20 protein-coding genes are annotated in these 17269 nt (G+C 58.8%); 13 read left to right on the top strand and 7 right to left on the bottom strand.

Features of this window, described 5'->3' with window-relative positions; translation table 11 throughout:
• Positions 1 to 553 precede the first annotated feature (553 nt).
• Entirely contained in the window at positions 554 to 856 is a 303-nt protein-coding gene (locus tag QP802_RS03055; protein ID WP_284817568.1) for a helix-turn-helix domain-containing protein, read from the top strand.
• A 285-nt stretch (positions 857 to 1141) separates the two neighbouring features.
• On the opposite strand, the gene QP802_RS03050 is transcribed toward QP802_RS03055, so the two are convergent.
• On the bottom strand, positions 1142 to 2494 hold the full coding sequence (locus QP802_RS03050) for a hypothetical protein (RefSeq protein ID WP_252931089.1): 1353 nt from the start codon (positions 2492 to 2494) through the stop codon (positions 1142 to 1144).
• A 229-nt stretch (positions 2495 to 2723) separates the two neighbouring features.
• Between QP802_RS03050 and QP802_RS03045 the strand changes: the two genes are divergently transcribed.
• Entirely contained in the window at positions 2724 to 3041 is a 318-nt protein-coding gene (locus tag QP802_RS03045; protein ID WP_070484391.1) for a hypothetical protein, read from the top strand.
• Here QP802_RS03045 and QP802_RS03040 read toward each other — a convergent pair.
• Entirely contained in the window at positions 3038 to 4684 is a 1647-nt protein-coding gene (locus tag QP802_RS03040) for a cytochrome c biogenesis protein CcdA (protein ID WP_284817567.1), read from the bottom strand. The two genes, QP802_RS03045 and QP802_RS03040, sit on opposite strands and share 4 nt — an antisense overlap.
• Positions 4685 to 4842: 158 nt before the next feature.
• Between QP802_RS03040 and QP802_RS03035 the strand changes: the two genes are divergently transcribed.
• The 3 genes from QP802_RS03035 to QP802_RS03025 are packed head-to-tail and all read left to right on the top strand — an operon-like array spanning position 4843 to position 6257.
• On the top strand, positions 4843 to 5088 hold the full coding sequence (locus QP802_RS03035; protein WP_083316924.1) for a hypothetical protein: 246 nt from the start codon (positions 4843 to 4845) through the stop codon (positions 5086 to 5088).
• Positions 5089 to 5118: 30 nt separating this feature from the next.
• Complete coding sequence (locus QP802_RS03030; RefSeq protein ID WP_284817635.1) at positions 5119 to 5667, top strand: sigma-70 family RNA polymerase sigma factor; 549 nt, start codon at positions 5119 to 5121, stop codon at positions 5665 to 5667.
• Complete coding sequence (locus tag QP802_RS03025; protein ID WP_284817566.1) at positions 5667 to 6257, top strand: anti-sigma factor; 591 nt, start codon at positions 5667 to 5669, stop codon at positions 6255 to 6257. Before QP802_RS03030 ends, QP802_RS03025 begins: the two co-directional genes overlap by 1 nt.
• Before the next feature lie 67 nt (positions 6258 to 6324).
• On the opposite strand, the gene QP802_RS03020 is transcribed toward QP802_RS03025, so the two are convergent.
• Both QP802_RS03020 and QP802_RS03015 read right to left on the bottom strand, forming a co-directional pair.
• A complete protein-coding gene (locus QP802_RS03020) occupies positions 6325 to 6612 on the bottom strand; it encodes a chromate transporter (RefSeq protein ID WP_070362743.1) in 288 nt (95 codons plus the stop codon).
• Between the two features lie 68 nt (positions 6613 to 6680).
• Positions 6681 to 7454 (bottom strand): MerR family transcriptional regulator, encoded by a 774-nt coding sequence (locus tag QP802_RS03015; protein WP_070362744.1) that lies wholly within the window; start codon positions 7452 to 7454, stop codon positions 6681 to 6683.
• Positions 7455 to 7505: 51 nt separating this feature from the next.
• On the opposite strand from QP802_RS03015, the gene QP802_RS03010 reads away from it, so the two are divergent.
• On the top strand, positions 7506 to 8000 hold the full coding sequence (locus tag QP802_RS03010) for a DUF1707 SHOCT-like domain-containing protein (protein WP_070362745.1): 495 nt from the start codon (positions 7506 to 7508) through the stop codon (positions 7998 to 8000).
• A 108-nt stretch (positions 8001 to 8108) separates the two neighbouring features.
• Positions 8109 to 8363, top strand: a complete 255-nt coding sequence (locus tag QP802_RS03005; RefSeq protein ID WP_145945254.1) for a hypothetical protein — start codon at positions 8109 to 8111, stop codon at positions 8361 to 8363.
• On the opposite strand, the gene ychF is transcribed toward QP802_RS03005, so the two are convergent.
• On the bottom strand, positions 8353 to 9438 hold the full coding sequence (gene ychF, locus QP802_RS03000) for a redox-regulated ATPase YchF (protein ID WP_284817565.1): 1086 nt from the start codon (positions 9436 to 9438) through the stop codon (positions 8353 to 8355). The two genes, QP802_RS03005 and ychF, sit on opposite strands and share 11 nt — an antisense overlap.
• Before the next feature lie 101 nt (positions 9439 to 9539).
• On the opposite strand from ychF, the gene QP802_RS02995 reads away from it, so the two are divergent.
• The 3 genes from QP802_RS02995 to QP802_RS02985 are packed head-to-tail and all read left to right on the top strand — an operon-like array spanning position 9540 to position 12691.
• Positions 9540 to 10889: an AI-2E family transporter gene (locus tag QP802_RS02995; RefSeq protein WP_284817564.1), complete on the top strand. Its 1350-nt coding sequence runs from the start codon at positions 9540 to 9542 to the stop codon at positions 10887 to 10889.
• A 32-nt stretch (positions 10890 to 10921) separates the two neighbouring features.
• A complete protein-coding gene (locus QP802_RS02990; RefSeq protein WP_070976198.1) occupies positions 10922 to 11974 on the top strand; it encodes a DNA recombination protein RmuC in 1053 nt (350 codons plus the stop codon).
• Between the two features lie 57 nt (positions 11975 to 12031).
• Complete coding sequence (locus QP802_RS02985) at positions 12032 to 12691, top strand: DUF6542 domain-containing protein (protein WP_176754833.1); 660 nt, start codon at positions 12032 to 12034, stop codon at positions 12689 to 12691.
• Between the two features lie 18 nt (positions 12692 to 12709).
• Here QP802_RS02985 and QP802_RS02980 read toward each other — a convergent pair whose 3' ends face one another.
• Positions 12710 to 13669: a 4-hydroxy-3-methylbut-2-enyl diphosphate reductase gene (locus QP802_RS02980; RefSeq protein ID WP_284817563.1), complete on the bottom strand. Its 960-nt coding sequence runs from the start codon at positions 13667 to 13669 to the stop codon at positions 12710 to 12712.
• A 112-nt stretch (positions 13670 to 13781) separates the two neighbouring features.
• Here QP802_RS02980 and xseA point away from each other — a divergent pair, with 112 nt between their 5' ends.
• A complete protein-coding gene (xseA, locus tag QP802_RS02975; protein WP_284817562.1) occupies positions 13782 to 15044 on the top strand; it encodes an exodeoxyribonuclease VII large subunit in 1263 nt (420 codons plus the stop codon).
• Between the two features lie 46 nt (positions 15045 to 15090).
• Positions 15091 to 15363 (top strand): exodeoxyribonuclease VII small subunit, encoded by a 273-nt coding sequence (locus QP802_RS02970; RefSeq protein ID WP_070362751.1) that lies wholly within the window; start codon positions 15091 to 15093, stop codon positions 15361 to 15363.
• A gap of 16 nt (positions 15364 to 15379) precedes the next feature.
• On the opposite strand, the gene QP802_RS02965 is transcribed toward QP802_RS02970, so the two are convergent.
• Positions 15380 to 15952: a DUF4245 domain-containing protein gene (locus QP802_RS02965; RefSeq protein WP_070362752.1), complete on the bottom strand. Its 573-nt coding sequence runs from the start codon at positions 15950 to 15952 to the stop codon at positions 15380 to 15382.
• Positions 15953 to 16212: 260 nt separating this feature from the next.
• Between QP802_RS02965 and glpX the strand changes: the two genes are divergently transcribed.
• Positions 16213 to 17226 carry a class II fructose-bisphosphatase gene (gene glpX, locus QP802_RS02960; RefSeq protein WP_070362753.1) on the top strand — a complete coding sequence of 338 codons (1014 nt, stop codon included), beginning with the start codon at positions 16213 to 16215 and terminating at the stop codon, positions 17224 to 17226.
• The last annotated feature ends 43 nt before the right edge of the window (positions 17227 to 17269 follow it).

The following is a 17269-nucleotide window of genomic DNA, read 5'->3' as shown; positions in this document are numbered from 1 at the left end:
CTTCGGTCAATGTAGCCTGCTCTAGTCCTCACGGGTTACGCCTCCAGTCGCGCAAGTTACTCCCCATAAACTAGGTCGCTCCAGATCCAGGTTTAGAGAGTTTAATGGATAAACGATTCCTTATACCTGAACGCGCAGCCCAAAATTGATCAATATCAGAAGTGTAATTACGACAGAGCACTATATGTTGAACTGGACCACCACGTTTCACATAACTATAACTTCACAACGCTCAGTCACGCTCTGGTCCGCTCATCCGTGTTATTCTGGCGTCACGTTGTGATGGTGTGACCATCCTTCATCTAAAGCATGACGGGAGTAATTGCCTGGGACGTCACTGGATTGGACGTCTGGCGACAATGGTCGCCACTGGCCCGCGCGACGGAACGAGCTCGCCGAACACGCCTGAGGGGATGGACCCCGGGCCGGAGCGCCAATTGGCTCCGGTAGCGCCTTCTTGACAGAAGGAGAAACGCTACCGGGAGTTTCCATGAGCGCATTCGCGTTACCGTCACTAGAAGACGAGAAAACACTTCTTACCCTGCAGGATGCGGTGGCCGAAGGTTTCGGCGGCTACTCCACCCTCCGCAAGTACATCTCCGAGGGATATCTGCGCGCCAGCAAAATCGGTGGGCGCATCAAGATCGAGAGGGCTGACCTCGAGGCCCTCAAACACCCCACCGGCCGCCAGCCGACATTTGAGGATATCGAGTCGGCCGTGAGCCGCATCGCCGCCGCTGCTCCCCCGGCTGAGCGATCAGCAGATCCACCGTCTCGCTCGGCTCCTGGGCGGTGGCCAGCAATGAGCACAAATAAAACCCCACCAGCTTGGACAGGGGAAGCTTGGCAGAGGTAATCAAACTCTCCACCGCGCTCTCAATTCCACAATCTTTCAGCGTCCTTGTCTGTGACCTACTGGGCCACCTTTCAAGCTACCCCCCAATAACGCGAAGCGTCATTAATGCCCGGAGCTACACGTTGAACTTGAATTAAACGGGATGCCATTGCAAAGTTACCTCGTCATCACCGCTGGGCACGTTTCCGGATTCCGAATACCGCGATACGGATCTTAGCCTGACCTCCATCGGGCAGTGCTTGCTTAGAGTTCACTGTCTCATACCACTTCGAAACTACCGCTCTGCTAGTCTCCCAGCATCAGTACGGCTTCGCGCAAATTCGAATAACGGTAGTCAATTCCCCCGTCTTGCTCCCCTCGCTTCGATAGCCATTCCGCTAAAGAGGTCCAAGCACTCTTCGCCTTTACCGGCTCCACCTGCTGATCAAGGATGCTCATTAGTATCGCCTCGGTGGCTGCTGCCAAACGAACCTGATCGTGATCGTTATGTTTGATCGCATACTCAAGAGCTTCAATATGCTGGGGTTGCAGCCAAGACGCGAAAGTCTCAACAACCCGGAGATTCGCCTCTGCCACTCGAAAGTTGCCCGATTCCTCAACGAGCTCGAACGCTCTTTTGAGTAAGAGATCGTGTCGTGTAGCTAACTCTTGTAACCCTACCAAGTCATCTGCATTCAGAGTTCCTAAAATCTTCCTCCATCGGCAAGCGTATTCGTCCCTCAACGGCACACCACCAACAAGGAACCCCTGGCTTAAAAGTTTTCGATCGTCTGCTCCCGAGATTAAAGTTGATGCTCGCCTCTCCGCGGTAGATGGCAGTAAATCCCAAAATACTTGGTACGCGCCAAAGGTTCCCACAGCTCTTATAAGCGTCGCATCATCGAGCTTACCACTGTCTTCCCAGTTCAATAGGACCGACTCCAAGGACTCGTTGAAAACCGCGGGGGCTTCTTCTGCCAGCCTGAGAATCGATTTCCGCGCTCGAGTACCGACTCGAGGGTTGAGTTGCTGGCCATTGGCCTCAGGCCTCAGGCTCCACTTAAGAATAAGTTTGACCAAGTTTTTTTGAACTGACTCTGTGGATCGTTTAAAGAACCGTTCGACAAAGTAGTCACTAGTGTCCGGCCAGCCATCACCAGCGATTTCACTTTCCAAGAGCTGAATTTGGGTTTTACCAGCGATCGGCGGATGTGAAAAAGTAGCTAGATGCGCTGAAATGATGTGGGCCCGAACAAGTTCGTTACCCGGTTGAAAGAGGGTGTCGGTATCGGTAAATCCTGGGTGTGCACATAAATCACGATCTTCCCGCAGCCGTTTGAGCTCTTGATACTCACGATGCGTTAGCAGGTCAAAATCATCTTTGCATTTTTCGAGAAGGTTTCGTTCAAAGTTTTGCGCTTGATGCACGTTTCTAGTCTCAATCGCTTTCGTGAACGTACTTAAGTAATCCCGAGCTGCTCCATCACCGGTATCGGACAAGTTTTGCAGCTTCTGAATAAGATCGACGTTTACGGCTATCCAAAGCGAAACTAGCGCAGCTCTATATGCACCTGCGTTGTAACACCTGATCGCTTCCGAGACGAGTGGCTTAGTTCTCGAATCCCGAATTTCATTTTCAACCTGTCCTAAATCCTTCATTCAATAACACCAGACCTCGGCTATTCGAGTTGCTCAAAGTAATAAATTACTTCTTGTTGCCAGCAGTTGTATTGAACTTGAACTCGACGGCGTGTCGGCGCAAAGAAACCTTCCCGCTAAAGACAGCAAGTAAATCCAGAGAAGTACCGCAGGATGCGGTCATGGCGCTATCGCTCCCGGAACATCTAGCAACTCGGGAAGCAGTAGGGCACGGGAAGATGCGCGTCAAATGTACACCGCCCGCCAGGTCGAGTTGGGCACCAAGGTGCGCAAGCTGCTGGCGGACAAAGGCTACGTCTCCGTCGCCGCCCCCGGCTTCGAGGCCACCTCCATCGTGGTCATGTACGCCACCGCCCCGGAGCAGGCCAACGGATCCGCGTTCAAGCAGGCCGGCGTCCAGATCGCCAGCGGTGTTCCGCTGCAGGTCGGCGAGCCGGAGGGCTTTTCCGCCTTCCGCATCTGTCTGTTCGGCTTGGACAAGTGGGGCGATGTCGACGGCACCGTCGCGCGGTTCGCCGAGACGCTGGACAAGGTTGTCTCTGCCTAGCCGAAGGTCAACGAATACAGTTTCACGCCTGCCGTGGGCCGGATGTGCAGCACTCCCTCGGTGGGCGTGTCGCTTTTCGCAAGGTCGAGGGTTCCATCTGTGACCGGGAACGACTTTGTCGCACCGTCCGGATACTCGACCTCGATCTCGCCTTCACCCGAAACCACGAGCTGGACCCACTTGGCGAAGACGTTGATGTCCAGGTGTCCTCCACTGGTGGTCTGCACTGATTCCTCCTCGAGAATCCACGTCCCGTTCAAAGTGAACATGCCGCGCTCCGGAGCGGCCGGTTCACCGAAGTCGTGCTCGCCGTCGGTGTAACCGGGCTGCTTGGTGTACTCGGCGCGCGCAGTGCCGAGATAAGTTTCCGGGTTGCGGCCCTTCGTACCGCCTGCTGCTTCGCCGCTTTCGACCGGTTCGGGGAGGTCGACGTCGGGGTTGGCGTCGATGAGCAATTCACGCACGAGCTTTTCTGTTTCGGCGTAGCTTCCCTCCCCTTCCACGATCTGCCGGACGTTGCCGTGCTTGTCCACCAGGTAGCGGGCTGGCCAGTAGCGGTTGTTGAAATTCCTCCATGTAGCGAAGTCATTGTCCTGCGCCACCGGGTAGTGGATACCTTCCTTTTCTACGGCGTTGCGGACATTGCCCAGGTCGTGCTCGAAAGCGTACTCAGGGGAATGGACGCCGACGACGGTGAGGCCGGAATCGCGATAAGTGTCGTAAAGCTTGGTGATGTGCTCCCCCGCACGCTGACAGTTGATGCAGGCGTACGCCCAGAAATCAACGAGCATGACACCACCGTCCTGCGGGCTCGGCGGCTGGTCGGTGTTGATCCAGTTCGTCAGCCCCGCGAATTCCGGTGCCGGGCCACAATCCTGCAGCTGCGCGGGGTCGGCACGGCGGCACGACTGCAGTGAACCGCTCCCAGTTGGGCCGACCTTGCTGAGAGCGTCATTGGCCAAGTCCGAATTCTCAAAACGGTTCGACAGCGACGACGTCCAATTCGGCAGGGCACGCTGGATCGCCGCCGACGCGTCGAGAGCCAACGCCACAGTGAAGACCAGGATGAGCACGCCGATGGCCTTACGGTGGCGCTGCACCGCGTCTACCTTGTCACCGATCTTGTTGCCCGCCAGGGCGAACACGAACAGCGGCAGCGCGGACCCAATCGCGAACGCGACAGTGAGCACCACCGTGTTCCAGCCGATCTGCCCAGTCGAGCCCGCCACCGTCACCGCTGCAAGCACCGGGCCCGCGCACGGAACGTACACCGCGCCAAGGGCCAGACCGATGAGAAAACCTCCCTTGCCGCGCGTTTTCTCCTGCAATGCCGTGGGGCGCGGAAGCGCGTCAAAGGGCTTCTGCAACACCTCCCCCACTGGCGGGAAAATCATTCCCAGCCCCACCCATGCCAGCAACACCACTCCCGCCCAGCGCAATACCGACTGTGGCAAATGCAGCGCACTAAGCAGAATCGTACCCAGCAGCGCGATCGCGGCGAAGCTCACGACCAAACCTGTCACCACGTGCGACGGTTTACGCCCGACGCTGACCCCCAGCACCACCGGCAACACTGGCAAAATGCACGGCGACAATGCCGTGATCACACCTCCGATGAATCCGACAAGAATCACGCTGATCATGAGTTTCCTCTACTTTCCGGTTGCCTTTCCTACACCCAGCACTACGGAGTGAGCACCCGCACCGGATTGGTCCAATCCGCATCAGCCCCCGGCTCCGTAGTACTCAGTGACGGGCCAGAAACACTGCGCCTGCGAACCGAAAAAGTGAAGGAGACGCTATGTCTATCAACCGCGCAATCGCCAGCGCCAGCGCCATCGTCATCGCCGCCGTCGGCCTCGTCGCATGCAACGACTCCGAGGAGAATATGGAGGACAAGATGGACGGCTCCATGACCCCGTCCTCCGATGCCATGATGAGCGAAGATTCCATGGCACCGTCTTCCGAGGCGATGATGAGCGATTCCATGGCACCGTCCTCCGATGCCATGATGAGCGAAGACAAAATGATGGAAGAATCCAAGTAGCACATAACCCAGGTGTTAGATTTAGAATCCGTGGATCCGGACCGTCTCTTAGAAAGCGTGCGCGCGGGCGATAAAGTCGCCTTCGCCGAGCTTTACGACGTTCTGGCCCCACAGATTCTAGGTCTCACCACCCACATCTTGCGTGACCGGGCCCAAGCGGAAGAGGTCACCCAAGAAGTCTTCGTGGAGGTATGGCTAAGCGCCCACACCTTCGACCCACACCGCGGCAGCGCCAAGTCATGGGTACTGCGGCTCGCCAAATCGCGCGCCATCGATCGGCTGCGGAGCTGGCGCAGCTCCCAAGCCCGCGACACCGACGATTTCAACAGTCAACTGACCACGTGGGTCGCTGCCGCTGAGGACGAAGCTCAACAGCGACTAGAGTCTGAGGAGCTACAAGAACTCATTGATTCAATCGGAGAGCCTCATCGAAGTGCGCTCATGCTCGCGTATTTTGGGGAACTCACCCACCAAGAAATCGCCGATGCCACTGGCGTCGCTCTCGGAACAGCCAAAACCCGGGTACGCGACGGGTTGCAAAAGCTTCGCAAGGCCGTGTCGTTGAAAGGAGGCCTGTGATGGATAAAGATATCGAGGACCTCTTCAATTCCGCAGCCACGCCGGTCACTCCGCCACCGGAGCTCAAACGCTCAATCATGGAGCGTATCGACGCCACCGACCAGGTCGCTGACTTCGACACCGCGCGGAAGAACCGCTCCGGGCGACGTCTCACAACCGCCGCAGCAGCCGCCGTTGTGCTAATCGCCGGTGGCGGGTTCGCGGTCACCCAAATCACTGTCGACGAGTCACGCGAATCCGTGACAGCCCAAGGCGTCGAAGAAATGCACGCAATCATGGAGGCCGACGACGCGCGTCAAGGTCAGGCCGACGCGATGGGCGCGAGCCTCGACATCGTGATCAGCTCTGACATGGGCAAGGGCGGCGCCATGGTCAACGGCCAGCCAGCTCTCAACGACGGCATGGGTGCACAAGTGTGGGCAGTCATGGCTGACGGCGCCGTGGAATCGGCTGGAGTCATCAGCCAGGAACCCCACGACGACGTGTGGATGCCGCTGCCCGGTGGAACTGCTTCAGTCCTCGTAACCGAGGAAGTCGCCGCCGGCGCGGCGCAACCCACCGGCGCGGTGCTGGCCAACGTGACGTTCTAGTCCCGGTTCCCTCCCTTGGCGCGCTTCAGCGCCGAGCACCGGGCGAGAGCGAAGTTCACAGCACAATCTAGCCGACCAGGGCCGCGCCGACGACGACCGCCCACGGCGGGACCTTCCACGAGGTGAGCGCGGCGTAGCAGACCACGGCGATGGACAGAGTGATCACGCCGGAAACCCCGGCGGTGAACACCGGGGTGTACAGCGCTGCGCCGAGAATGCCGACCACCGCGGCATTCGCTCCAGCCTGGGCGGCACCTGCGCGTGGCATCTGACGGATGCGCTCCCAGAACGGTATCGCGCCAAGTACCAAAAGCGCAGCGGGCAGGAAGATCGCGATGGTACTGGAGAGATTCACACAAGAAGGGTTCCAGTGACGGCACAGCGTTTACTCCAGCAAGAGTTGGAAGGATTACTGCTCCGTTTCTAACCCCACTGCGGGTTGTCCACGTCCACGCCTTCGGTCGCCGCGTGGGCGGTGACCAGCTCGAGCAGGTAGTCCTGCGCGCCGCCGTAGGCTTCGTGGAAGCGCGCGTCGTCAACGTACATGCGCGCGAGGATGAGCTGGCGAGCCGGGGTCGCCTCGTACCACTGGGCGATGCTTGCGCGGTGGCGCTCCACCAGTGCTTCGGCTTCCTCGGAGCCGGGGTCCACGCCGGAATCGCGTGCGGCGATCAGATCCGCGGCGAGCGCGTCCTGTTCTTCCTGCAGGCGTTTGAAGTCACCTTCGCCCATTTGGGCGAGCTTTTTCTGGGACTGCGCCCACTCCGGGGTATCACCCCAGCGCTGCTCAGCCTCCTCCTGGTAGGCGGGCATATCTTCGCCGAGGTACTTCTTCATTGCGTCCATGTCGATCGATCCTTTCGTTGCGTTGTCAATGAGGTGCTGGACAGATTTGAGTTGGGCGTCGAGCGTGCGCCGTCGAGACGCGAGTGCTTCTTGGTGGTGCTTGAGGGCGCGGGTGAGGGCGGCTCCGGAGGCGTCGAGAAGCTGCGCGATCTGCGCAAGCGGCACGCCGACTCCGCGGTAGAGGGCGATGGCCGCGCCGCGCTCGAGGTCCGCCTCGCTGTAAACACGGTGGCCGGCCCACGTGCGCGCGGGTGCGATGAGGCCGAGCGCCTCCCAGTGACGCAGCGCCTTGGTGGAAACGCCGAGGGCTTCTGCGGCCTCGCTGATTGTGTATTCGATACCATCTGCCATGGCTGCGATTGAACAGCTTGCCGCAAGGGCAAGTGCAAGTTGGGAGCGATAATGGACGAAATCCGCGTGGGCGACGCCGAGCGCTCGGACGCGCTGGACCGGCTGGGCACACTGCTCGCAGACGGCTACCTTGATGTGGCAGAGTTCGAAGAACGCACAGGTCAAGCCGCGGTTGCGCGCACTCGCGGGGAGCTTTCAATGCTTTTCGACGACCTCCCGGCCGAACCGGTCGCATTGGAAAAGCGGATCCCGTCCGAGGTCGAGCTGGATGAGAAACTCGCAGCGAAGCGGAAGATGGACACCGCAATCTACACCACCCTCATAGGCGGCTTAGCGGTATTTTTCGTGCTGCAGCTTGGGTTCGACCTGGACTACGCCTGGGTGGTGTATCCCGTGGTGGGCATACTCGTATTCGCTTGGTACGCCGTCTTCGACATCTCCGACGAGGAAGACAAGATCCTCGAGGAACTGCTGGAGAAGGAACGTTCCGATCGCGCCGAGCGGCTGAAACTCGCGGCCGAGCGCCGCAAAGAGCTTGGGAAATAGCAGGGAATTCCTGTGCCCGCCGGTTAGAGTGGGGGGCGCGGATGTGGAGTCTGCGGAGGTTGTTCGGCAGCGGCTACAACGAAAACGCGACAACCAGCACGCGAACCGGTGGCGATAGCCCCAAATCCCGTCGGTGACTCGCGTCGCCGCGTGGCGACCGCAGTCCACGACGAAGGCTGGGACGGCGTTCTTTGGGACGCTGCCACAGTCGAGGTTGAGTTTGTCGACGAGCTGCTCGCCCTCTTCCGCCGCCTCCACCTCGGATGTCGAGCTCGCCACGAGGCACCGGGACTCACTTGGGCCGTTACGCGAAATCCCGAAGACCCCGGGTTTTGGCAGTCCCGAGGCGTGACTACACGTTGAACTTGAACTCGACCACGTCTCCGTCTTCCATGACGTATTCCTTGCCTTCTTGACGCACCTTGCCGTTGGCGCGCGCTTCGGCCATGGACCCAAACTTGTCGAGGTCTTCGAAGCTGACGATTTCGGCCTTGATGAAGCCTTTCTCAAAGTCGGTGTGGATGACGCCGGCAGCCTTCGGTGCGGTATCGCCCTGGTGGATCGTCCATGCGCGGGCCTCCTTTGGCCCAGCAGTAAGGTAGGTCTGCAAGCCGAGGGTTGCGAAGCCTGCCTTTGCGAGCGTTTCCAGTCCAGGTTCGTCCTGTCCAACGGAGGCGAGGAGCTCCGACGCGTCCTCTTCGTCTAGTTCGAGCAGCTCGGTCTCTGTTTGCGCGTCCAGGAAGACTGCCTCTGCCGGTGCGACAAGTTCTCGCAGCTCTTGTTTCCGGCCTTCGTCGGTGAGCACGGCTTCGTCGGAGTTGAATACGTAGAGGAATGGTTTCGCCGTCATGAGGTGCAGGTGGTGGAGCAAATCGAGGTCGATGTCTCCTGCCTTTGCGGCGGCGAAAAGGGTGCGGTCGTCTTCAAGCACCGCCTGCGCCTTCTTGGCCTCCTCGGCCTCTGCTGCCACGTCCTTGCTCTTGCGGCCTTCCTTCTCCAGGCGCGGCAACGCTTTCTCGATCGTCTGCAGGTCAGCCAGGATCAGCTCGGTGTTAATGACTGCGATGTCAGATGCGGGGTCGACTTTCCCGTCGACGTGAATGACATTGTCGTCAGCGAAGGCGCGAACGACTTGGCAAATGGCGTCTGCTTCACGAATGTTGGCAAGGAAGGCGTTGCCCATACCTTCGCCCTCGGACGCCCCCTTGACGATGCCAGCGATGTCAACGAACGACACCGTCGCGGGCAGGATGCGTTCGGATTCAAAGATCTCAGCTAAGCGCTTCAGGCGCGGGTCTGGCAGTTCAACCAACCCCACGTTCGGCTCGATGGTTGCGAACGGGTAGTTCGCAGCGAGCACATCATTCCGCGTCAACGCATTAAAAAGGGTTGACTTTCCGACATTGGGCAAACCGACGATTCCAAGTGTAAGACTCACGCTGGCCAATCCTAGCCCACCCATCGCGTTGCCGTCGAAAAGTTTGCAGCTCGCGGTCGGGTTACGTTTCTTTCTCCCTCGGATGGGGCACAATAGGTCGCGTGAGCACTCAGAAACCTCTCGACTACGACGCCAATCCGATTGATCGCGGCATTGTCTACCGCGCGTGGATCAAGTCCGCCGCGACGTTGACGCTGCGAGTCCTCATTGTCGCAGTGTTTTTGGCCGCGCTTGGCAAAGTGATCGGGATGTTTTGGGCAGGCATTCTTCCGGTTGTTCTTGCGCTCATCATCTGCACTGTGCTCGCGCCCGTTGCGGGCTGGCTGCGCCAGCATGGCATACCAGCTGGATTTGCGGCGCTCTTGACGTTGCTTGGCTTCTTTGGATTTCTCGGCTTTCTCGTCTCGTTGATTGCCCCGGACATTGCGGCGCACTCGAGGTTGCTCTATCTGCAAGCGCTCGAAGGTGTGCAGCGGTTGCAGCTCTGGCTGCAGGGTCCACCGCTCAATGTCAACCCCGATGATCTTGATGAGGGCGTGAACGAGATTGCGCAGTGGCTCCAGAAGCAGGCCGGGGCAATCGCTGGCGGTGTATTCACGGGTATTGGCACTGCCGCAGGCCTGATTGTCACACTGTTTGTGGTGCTTGTCTTGACGTTCTTCTTTTTGAAGGATGGCCACAAGTTTTTGCCTTGGCTTCGCAGTGCTACCGGGGGTCGCGCAGGCCTTCATTTCACTGAGCTCTTCACTCGAGCGTGGGACACGCTTGGTGGTTTTATTCGCGCCCAAGCTGTTGTCTCGCTTGTCGACGCCATCTTCATCGGACTCGGCATTTACTTCGTGGGCGTCCCGATGGCGTTCACGCTCGCTGTGCTGACGTTCATCGCGGGGTTCATCCCGATTGTGGGTGCGGTTGTGGCAGGCGCGCTTGCCATTTTGGTCGCGTTGGTGTCGCTTGGCGTAACCCAAGCGTTGATTGTGTTTGCCATCGTCATTGTTATCCAACAGCTGGAAGGCAATGTGCTCTCCCCGATGCTGCAGTCCCGTGCAATGAACTTGCATCCAGTGATCGTGCTGGTCTCCGTGACCGTAGGTGGTGGACTCTTCAACCTGATTGGTGCCTTCTTGGCAGTCCCCGTAGCTGCGATGATCGCGGTTTGCTACCGCTACGCGCTCGATATTGTGCGCATCCACTCAGGGGAAGTACGCCCGGAAGATCTTTCTTTCATCACCGAGGAAGGTCGTGCGATTGCTGAGCTGGAAAGCATCGAAAGCCAGCACAAGCGCGATGCGCTGCGCGAGGAAGATGAATGGGCAGCCACTGTCCCCTCGGAGGCTGCACAGGGAGAGTCCGCGGAGGAGGATCTTGATCAACCCGATCGCCGCTTCCGTCCACGGTACAAGCCCGACAAGTTAAAACAGGTGTTCGATCGACTGCGTCCTAACGCCTAGTTTTGTCCCGCTCATGTGCTCTACTAATGCACATGGACGCATCGACCGCACTGCTATTGATCTTTACGGGCCTCCTCGTTGGGGCCATCCTGGGCTTTTTTGGCGGCACGTTTTGGATGCAGCGTACCAACCCCCAACAGCACCCGCCTACTGATCTACGCCCGCTGGCCCAGGCACTTCGTGACCTACAGGTTCGTCTCGAAGACATCGATAAAGAGCAAGCAGTAGCGCAGTCTGCCTTGGCAGGCCAAGTACAAGCAATTGCGCGCACCTCATCCAGGCTCGGGGACCGGACTGATCAGCTCATCACTGCACTGCGCTCACCGCAGGTCCGAGGCAGATGGGGCGAGGTGCAGCTGCAGCGCGTGGTAGAGCTGGGTGGGATGGTAGAGCACGTCGACTTTGACGCTCAGGCGTACATGCGTTTCGACGGCGCCTCGCTACGCCCGGACATGGTTATCCGGCTCACCCAGGATCGAAACATAATCGTCGACGCCAAGGTTCCGTTTTCTTCATACCTCGATGCGCTCAACACGGAAGACCCGGAAGAAAAGCAAGGCTACCTGCGTAGACACGCGCACCTGCTGCGAAGCCACGTCGATACGCTGTCCTCAAAGTCATACATAAAGGCATTTCAGCCCAGCCCGGAATTCGTCGTGATGTTTGTCCCAGCTGACCCATTCTTGGACGCCGGTCTCGCTATCGACCCGGAGCTGCTCGACTACGCTTTTGCCCGCAACGTCGTCATCGCGACCCCCACGACGCTGTTCGCACTGCTGCGCACGGTTGAACTTGGGTGGAGGCAAGATTCCATGAATCGGGAGGCGCAGACCATCCAGCGTCTTGGCGAAGAGCTGTACCGGCGTCTCGGCACGCTGACAGAGCACTACAACCGCGTCGGGAGCAGTCTTGAGAAGGCGGTCGAGTCGTACAACGCAACACTGGCGTCGCTCGACAGTCGGGTGATGGTCACCGCTCGTAAGCTCGAGGAACTAGGTGCAGCTGGGCACTCGTCGAGCGCGCCGGAGCTTCACCCTATCGATGCGCGACCGAGACTCCGCGACTCAGATTCGTCGAATTGTTAGCCCCTGGAGCGGGTCAAACTGGCAAGACTCGGGGGTAGGCCGGGTAGAATGCCCAGCGTGTCTCAAAACTCTCTCCGATCCCCGCGCTCTGGTACCGCCACCTTCCACGGTTTGCCTACCGTTTCCAGCATCGGCATTATCTTTGCTGCGCTGCTGACCGGCGTCGTCATCGCAACGTCGGCGGGATACATCGGATGGCCTCTGCTCGTACTGTTCAGCGTCGCGGTCATCGCCGTGACGACGCTGGTAGACCCACGGGGTTTGTTCCTTACCGTCGCGGCTACCCCGCTTTTGTTCGTCATTGCGCTGCTTGGATTTGGACTGATTTCAGCACGCAATCAGCTCGGGGCCGCTGGTGCAGGCGGGAAAACCGCTATCCTTATGGTGCTTTACCCAGTAATCGAGCACTTCCCTATTCTCTTCACGGTGACTGCTGGTGCCCTGGTGATCGCCATCGTGCGCTACTGGCTGATCCAACGCCATAACGATGAAGTCCTGCGCCGGGAGCGAGCGCAGCGCCGCCGCATGAGCCAGTCGAACCGCAGGACCAATAGCGAAGGTCGTCGGGCCCGTGAACGCAGCCAGGGTGGCATCACGGTCGATGAGCTGTTGAAGCGAACGAAGGCAGAACGCAGTCAGGCCCGCCCCCGTGGGGAGCGGGCCCGGCGAGTTGCCTCACGCCTTGGCGAGGACCTGTACAAAAACGAAGATCGCTAGGCGAAGGCTAGACGAGCACTAGCTGCTACGGCGCGGCTGACGCAGATCCCGCGGCAGCGCGAACGTGATCGTCTCTACCGTAGTGGTGACTTCCTCTACATCGGTGTAACCGCGCTTCGCCAGCTCCGCGAGCAGCTCCTGAACCAGAATTTCCGGCACCGAAGCTCCCGATGTTACGCCAACGGTGTTGACGCCCTCGAACCATTCGTCTTGTACTTGGTGGGCGTAGTCGATGAGGTATGCGTTGTTGGCACCAGCGTCGAGCGCTACTTCCACCAGGCGCTTCGAATTGGAAGAATTTTGCGAGCCGACCACAATAACGAGTTCCGTCTGCGGTGCGATCTTCTTCACTGCTACCTGACGGTTTTGCGTTGCGTAGCAGATGTCGTCGCTAGGCGGGTTTTCTAGATCTGGGTAGCGCTCGCGCAGCTTTTCAACGATCAGCATCGTTTCATCAACAGACAGGGTGGTCTGGGATAACCACACTAGCTTCGTCCCCTCTGGGAAGTCGGGAAGTGCGTCGACACCCTCGACTCCGTCAACGAGGTGGGTGACCTCCGGGGCCTCACCTGCGGTACCTTCGACCTCCTCGTGGCCCTCGTGGCCGACAAGCAAGATCTGGTATCCGTGCTTGGCAAACCGCTTCACCTCGTTGTGCACCTTGGTCACGAGCGGGCACGAGGCGTCGAGCGCCAGCAAGTTGCGCCCGTCCGCTGCTTCGCGGACCGCGGGGGAAACTCCGTGCGCGGAAAAGACAAGGTGCGAGCCTTCGGGGACCTCGTCGGTTTCGTCAACAAATATGACGCCGCGCTTCTCTAGTGTTTCCACTACGTACTTGTTGTGGACGATCTCTTTTCGCACATAAATTGGGGCTTCGTATTTTTCCAGCGCCTTTTCTACAGTGACAACTGCACGATCCACACCTGCGCAGTAACCGCGAGGTGCTGCCAGAAGAACTTTTTTACCCTGATTTGTCATGGAACCGACCCTACCGAATCAACGTCTAAAACAGTAGGTACACATTCTTGTGGTGATCTATCTATGAAACAATGACAGCGTATTCCATCGACACGCTGGGAAAGGAGCGGTGTTGACACAAGTACAAGGTGAGCGTTCAGCCTCACCAAGTAGCCCTGAACAGCCATGGCCAGTGGCAAAGTTGAATAAGTCGGTCAAGGGGTGGATTAACCGTCTGGGCCACTTGTGGGTTGAAGGCCAGCTCACGCAGGTGAATTACAAGCCGAGCTGGAAATTCTCCTATCTCACCCTCCGCGACACGCAGCAGGAAACGAGCGTGCAGCTTACGGTTTCCTCGGACTACTTAAGGAGCTTGCCGACGCCACCAAAGGACGGTGACCGCGTCGTCATCTACGGCAAGCCGGCCTTCTACGAGGGCCGCGGCTCCTTTTCGATGTGGACGACGCAGATTCGCCACGTCGGTATCGGTGAATTGCTCGCGAAGATTGAGCAGCTTCGGAAACAGCTTGCAAGTGAGGGTCTCTTTGACCGCGCCCGCAAACGGCCGATTCCCCTGCTCCCGAACACGATTGGCCTCATTACTGGTCGCGGCTCAGCCGCCGAGCGCGACGTGCTTTCCGTGGCGCAGAGCCGTTGGCCCGCGGTCCAATTCCGCGTGATCAACACCGCGGTACAGGGACCGAACGCGGTGCCTGAGGTCATTCAGGCCCTGCAGACGCTTGACGCGGACCCCAATGTTGAGGTCATCATCATTGCCCGTGGCGGAGGCTCGGTCGAGGACCTCCTTCCGTTTTCTGAGGAGGCGCTGCAGCGCGCTGTGGCTGCGGCGGGAACGCCGGTGGTATCCGCCATTGGGCACGAACCAGACAACCCGGTGCTCGACAACGTCGCTGACTTACGCGCGGCCACTCCAACCGACGCCGCTAAACGCGTCGTCATCGATGCCACCCAGGAGCTTGCGTTTCTGTCTGAGGCGCGCGCACGCAGCGCGCAGGCGCTGCGCACCTGGGTTTCCACCAAATCGGAAGAGATCCAGTACTGGCGCTCGCGTCCGGTGATGCAGAACCCGTTACTGGCAATTGAGCGTCGAAGCGAAGAGGTCTCACAGCAGGTTGCTTCGATGCGACGAGAGATCAGCCACCTGTTGGCGCGAGAAACGCAGCAGGTCGCTGCGCTCCGCTCACAAGTTTCGGCGTTAGGGCCAGCAGCAACTCTCGCGCGCGGATATTCCGTAGTACAAGTCCTCCCCCGCGACCATTCCGATCCTGAGGTTGTCACCAGCATCGAACAATCACCCCCCGGATCGCAGCTGCGCATCCGCGTCGCGGACGGTTCCATCACCGCAGCAGCAATGGGGACCACCCCCGCCGATTAAATCCACACAGCAATTTCACTAGCATCTAGCATCAAGGAGACAATCCATGTCCGAAAACACGTATGGCAATGGCCAACCCACCGACGCCGCATTCCCCGACCCCGCAACGCTTTCGTTCGAGCAAGCTAGGCAGCAACTCGTAGAAACAGTGAGGGTCCTCGAGCTCGGGCAAATGAGCCTTGACGAATCACTGAAGTATTGGGAGTACGGCGAGGGGCTCGCGAAGCGCTGCGAGCAGCTACTCGAGGGAGCATCAAAACGTGTCGAGGCCGCTATTCAGCAGCGCGACGCGACTGAGCAAACACCACAGTCGGAATAGCCTGCTGCCACGGCGTCTACTGCGCTGACAGCGGCTCGGTCGCGAGCGCAGTACGTATCAGTTCCTCAAACTCGGCGTCTGTTCCGGCACCTGTGACGGCGAATCGTGCGTCGCCAGCATCGATAACCCACAGTGGGCGAGTTTTCGCCTCGGTACCCTTGAATATCTCAATGCTGTGGCCATCGATCGTGTCCTGGCGGTCAAGCGTGCGCTGCTTTCCGTCGACCTCGGACTGGACCGTTTTGCTGTCCGCACCCGTTTGCGTCAGCTGGATGAAGCCACCATCGGGCGTGACCCACCCTACGACTGGAGCTGGCTGCTGAGCGATCATGCTTCGCCGCGCGGAGTTCGTCACCCAACCTGTTGGCATTTGAGGGTAGCGCACCGGAAAATCGACTCCGCGAGCCTCAAGGCCAAGGAACGTCTTCGCATCGACTTCTTGCACAGGCCCATTTTCGGGCTTACCGGGATTGAACGTGCACAGCCCGGTCGCACCAACGGCAATGATCATGACGACCACGATCAAGATGACGTTGATGAGCATGTCTCTGCCGTCTTGGAAAATGCGAGGTTTGTTTTCTTGAGCCACGCGCTCCAGTATGACATGGATTCCTGATACCCCCGAATTTGTCTTTTACCCCCGCGCGTTGGCTTTTTACGCAGGAAGTCCCCAGTTCAGACACCACTATTCGCAGCATTGCCCTATTTTAGGTGTAGAAACGACGGTTCATGTCTGGCAAAAGTGCCATGATAGAGGTGTGCCAGACCGCAGTGGTATGGCTTTGCAACGCGGCATGATGTCGATGTTGTCACAACTAAAACTAGTTTGCCGCAGGAGGGCACTGTTTCATGTCTGAACAAACTTCTGAAAACTTCCCTGACCGTAACCTTGCAATGGAGCTCGTGCGCGTTACCGAGGCTGCTGCGCTTGCCTCTGGCCGCTGGGTAGGTCGCGGGATGAAAAATGAAGGTGACGGCGCCGCAGTCGACGCCATGCGCAAGATGATCAACTCCGTCACGATGGACGGCGTCATCGTCATTGGCGAGGGCGAAAAGGACGAGGCGCCGATGTTGTTTAACGGCGAAAGTGTCGGCAACGGTTTTGGCGCACAGGTTGATCTGGCGGTTGACCCAGTCGACGGCACGCGCCTGATGGCGGAAGGTCGCCCGAATGCTATTTCGGTTATCGCGGCTGCCGACCGTGGTTCCATGTTCAACCCGCAGGACGCGTTCTACATGAACAAGATTGCAGTCGGCCCTGAGGCTGTCGGGGTCATCGATATTACGAAGTCCGTCGAGTTCAACATTAAGGCAGTGGCAGAAGCCAAGGGAGTCGGCGTTGGTAACGTGACTGTGGTGGTACTCGACCGCCCACGTCACAACAAGCTGGTTGCGGAGATTCGCAAGGCTGGTGCCAAGGTACGTTTCATTATGGACGGAGACGTTGCTGGTGCCATCGCTGCTGCCCAGAACACCAACTCCATTGACATGGCGATGGGCATCGGTGGCACACCGGAGGGGGTTATCACGGCGTGTGCATTGAAGTGCCTTGGTGGTGAGATCCAGGGCCAGCTCGCACCGCAGTCCGATGAAGAGCGCGAACGCGTGCTGGCAGCGGGCCACGATCTCGACCGTGTGCTTGGCCTCGACGACTTGGTGGCCTCCGATAACTGCTACTTCGCGGCTACCGGTGTCACCAACGGCGACATGCTGCGCGGCGTCTCCTACCGTAAAAATGGCGCTACCACCCGTTCGTTGGTAATGCGCTCGAAGTCTGGCACCGTCCGCTACGTGGAGTCCCTCCACCAGCTGCCGAAGCTTCAGGAGTACTCGGTGATCGATTACTCCGGCCCGATCAAGTAATTCAAAGCGTCGATTTTCTGTAAGTATCAAGTAAAGGAAAGAT

The organism is Corynebacterium sp. UMB10119B, from assembly GCF_030228125.1.
GTDB lineage: Bacteria > Actinomycetota > Actinomycetes > Mycobacteriales > Mycobacteriaceae > Corynebacterium > Corynebacterium pseudogenitalium.
The sequence above is the reverse complement of the archived record's forward strand: the minus strand, read 5'-3'. Positions and strand labels throughout refer to the sequence as shown.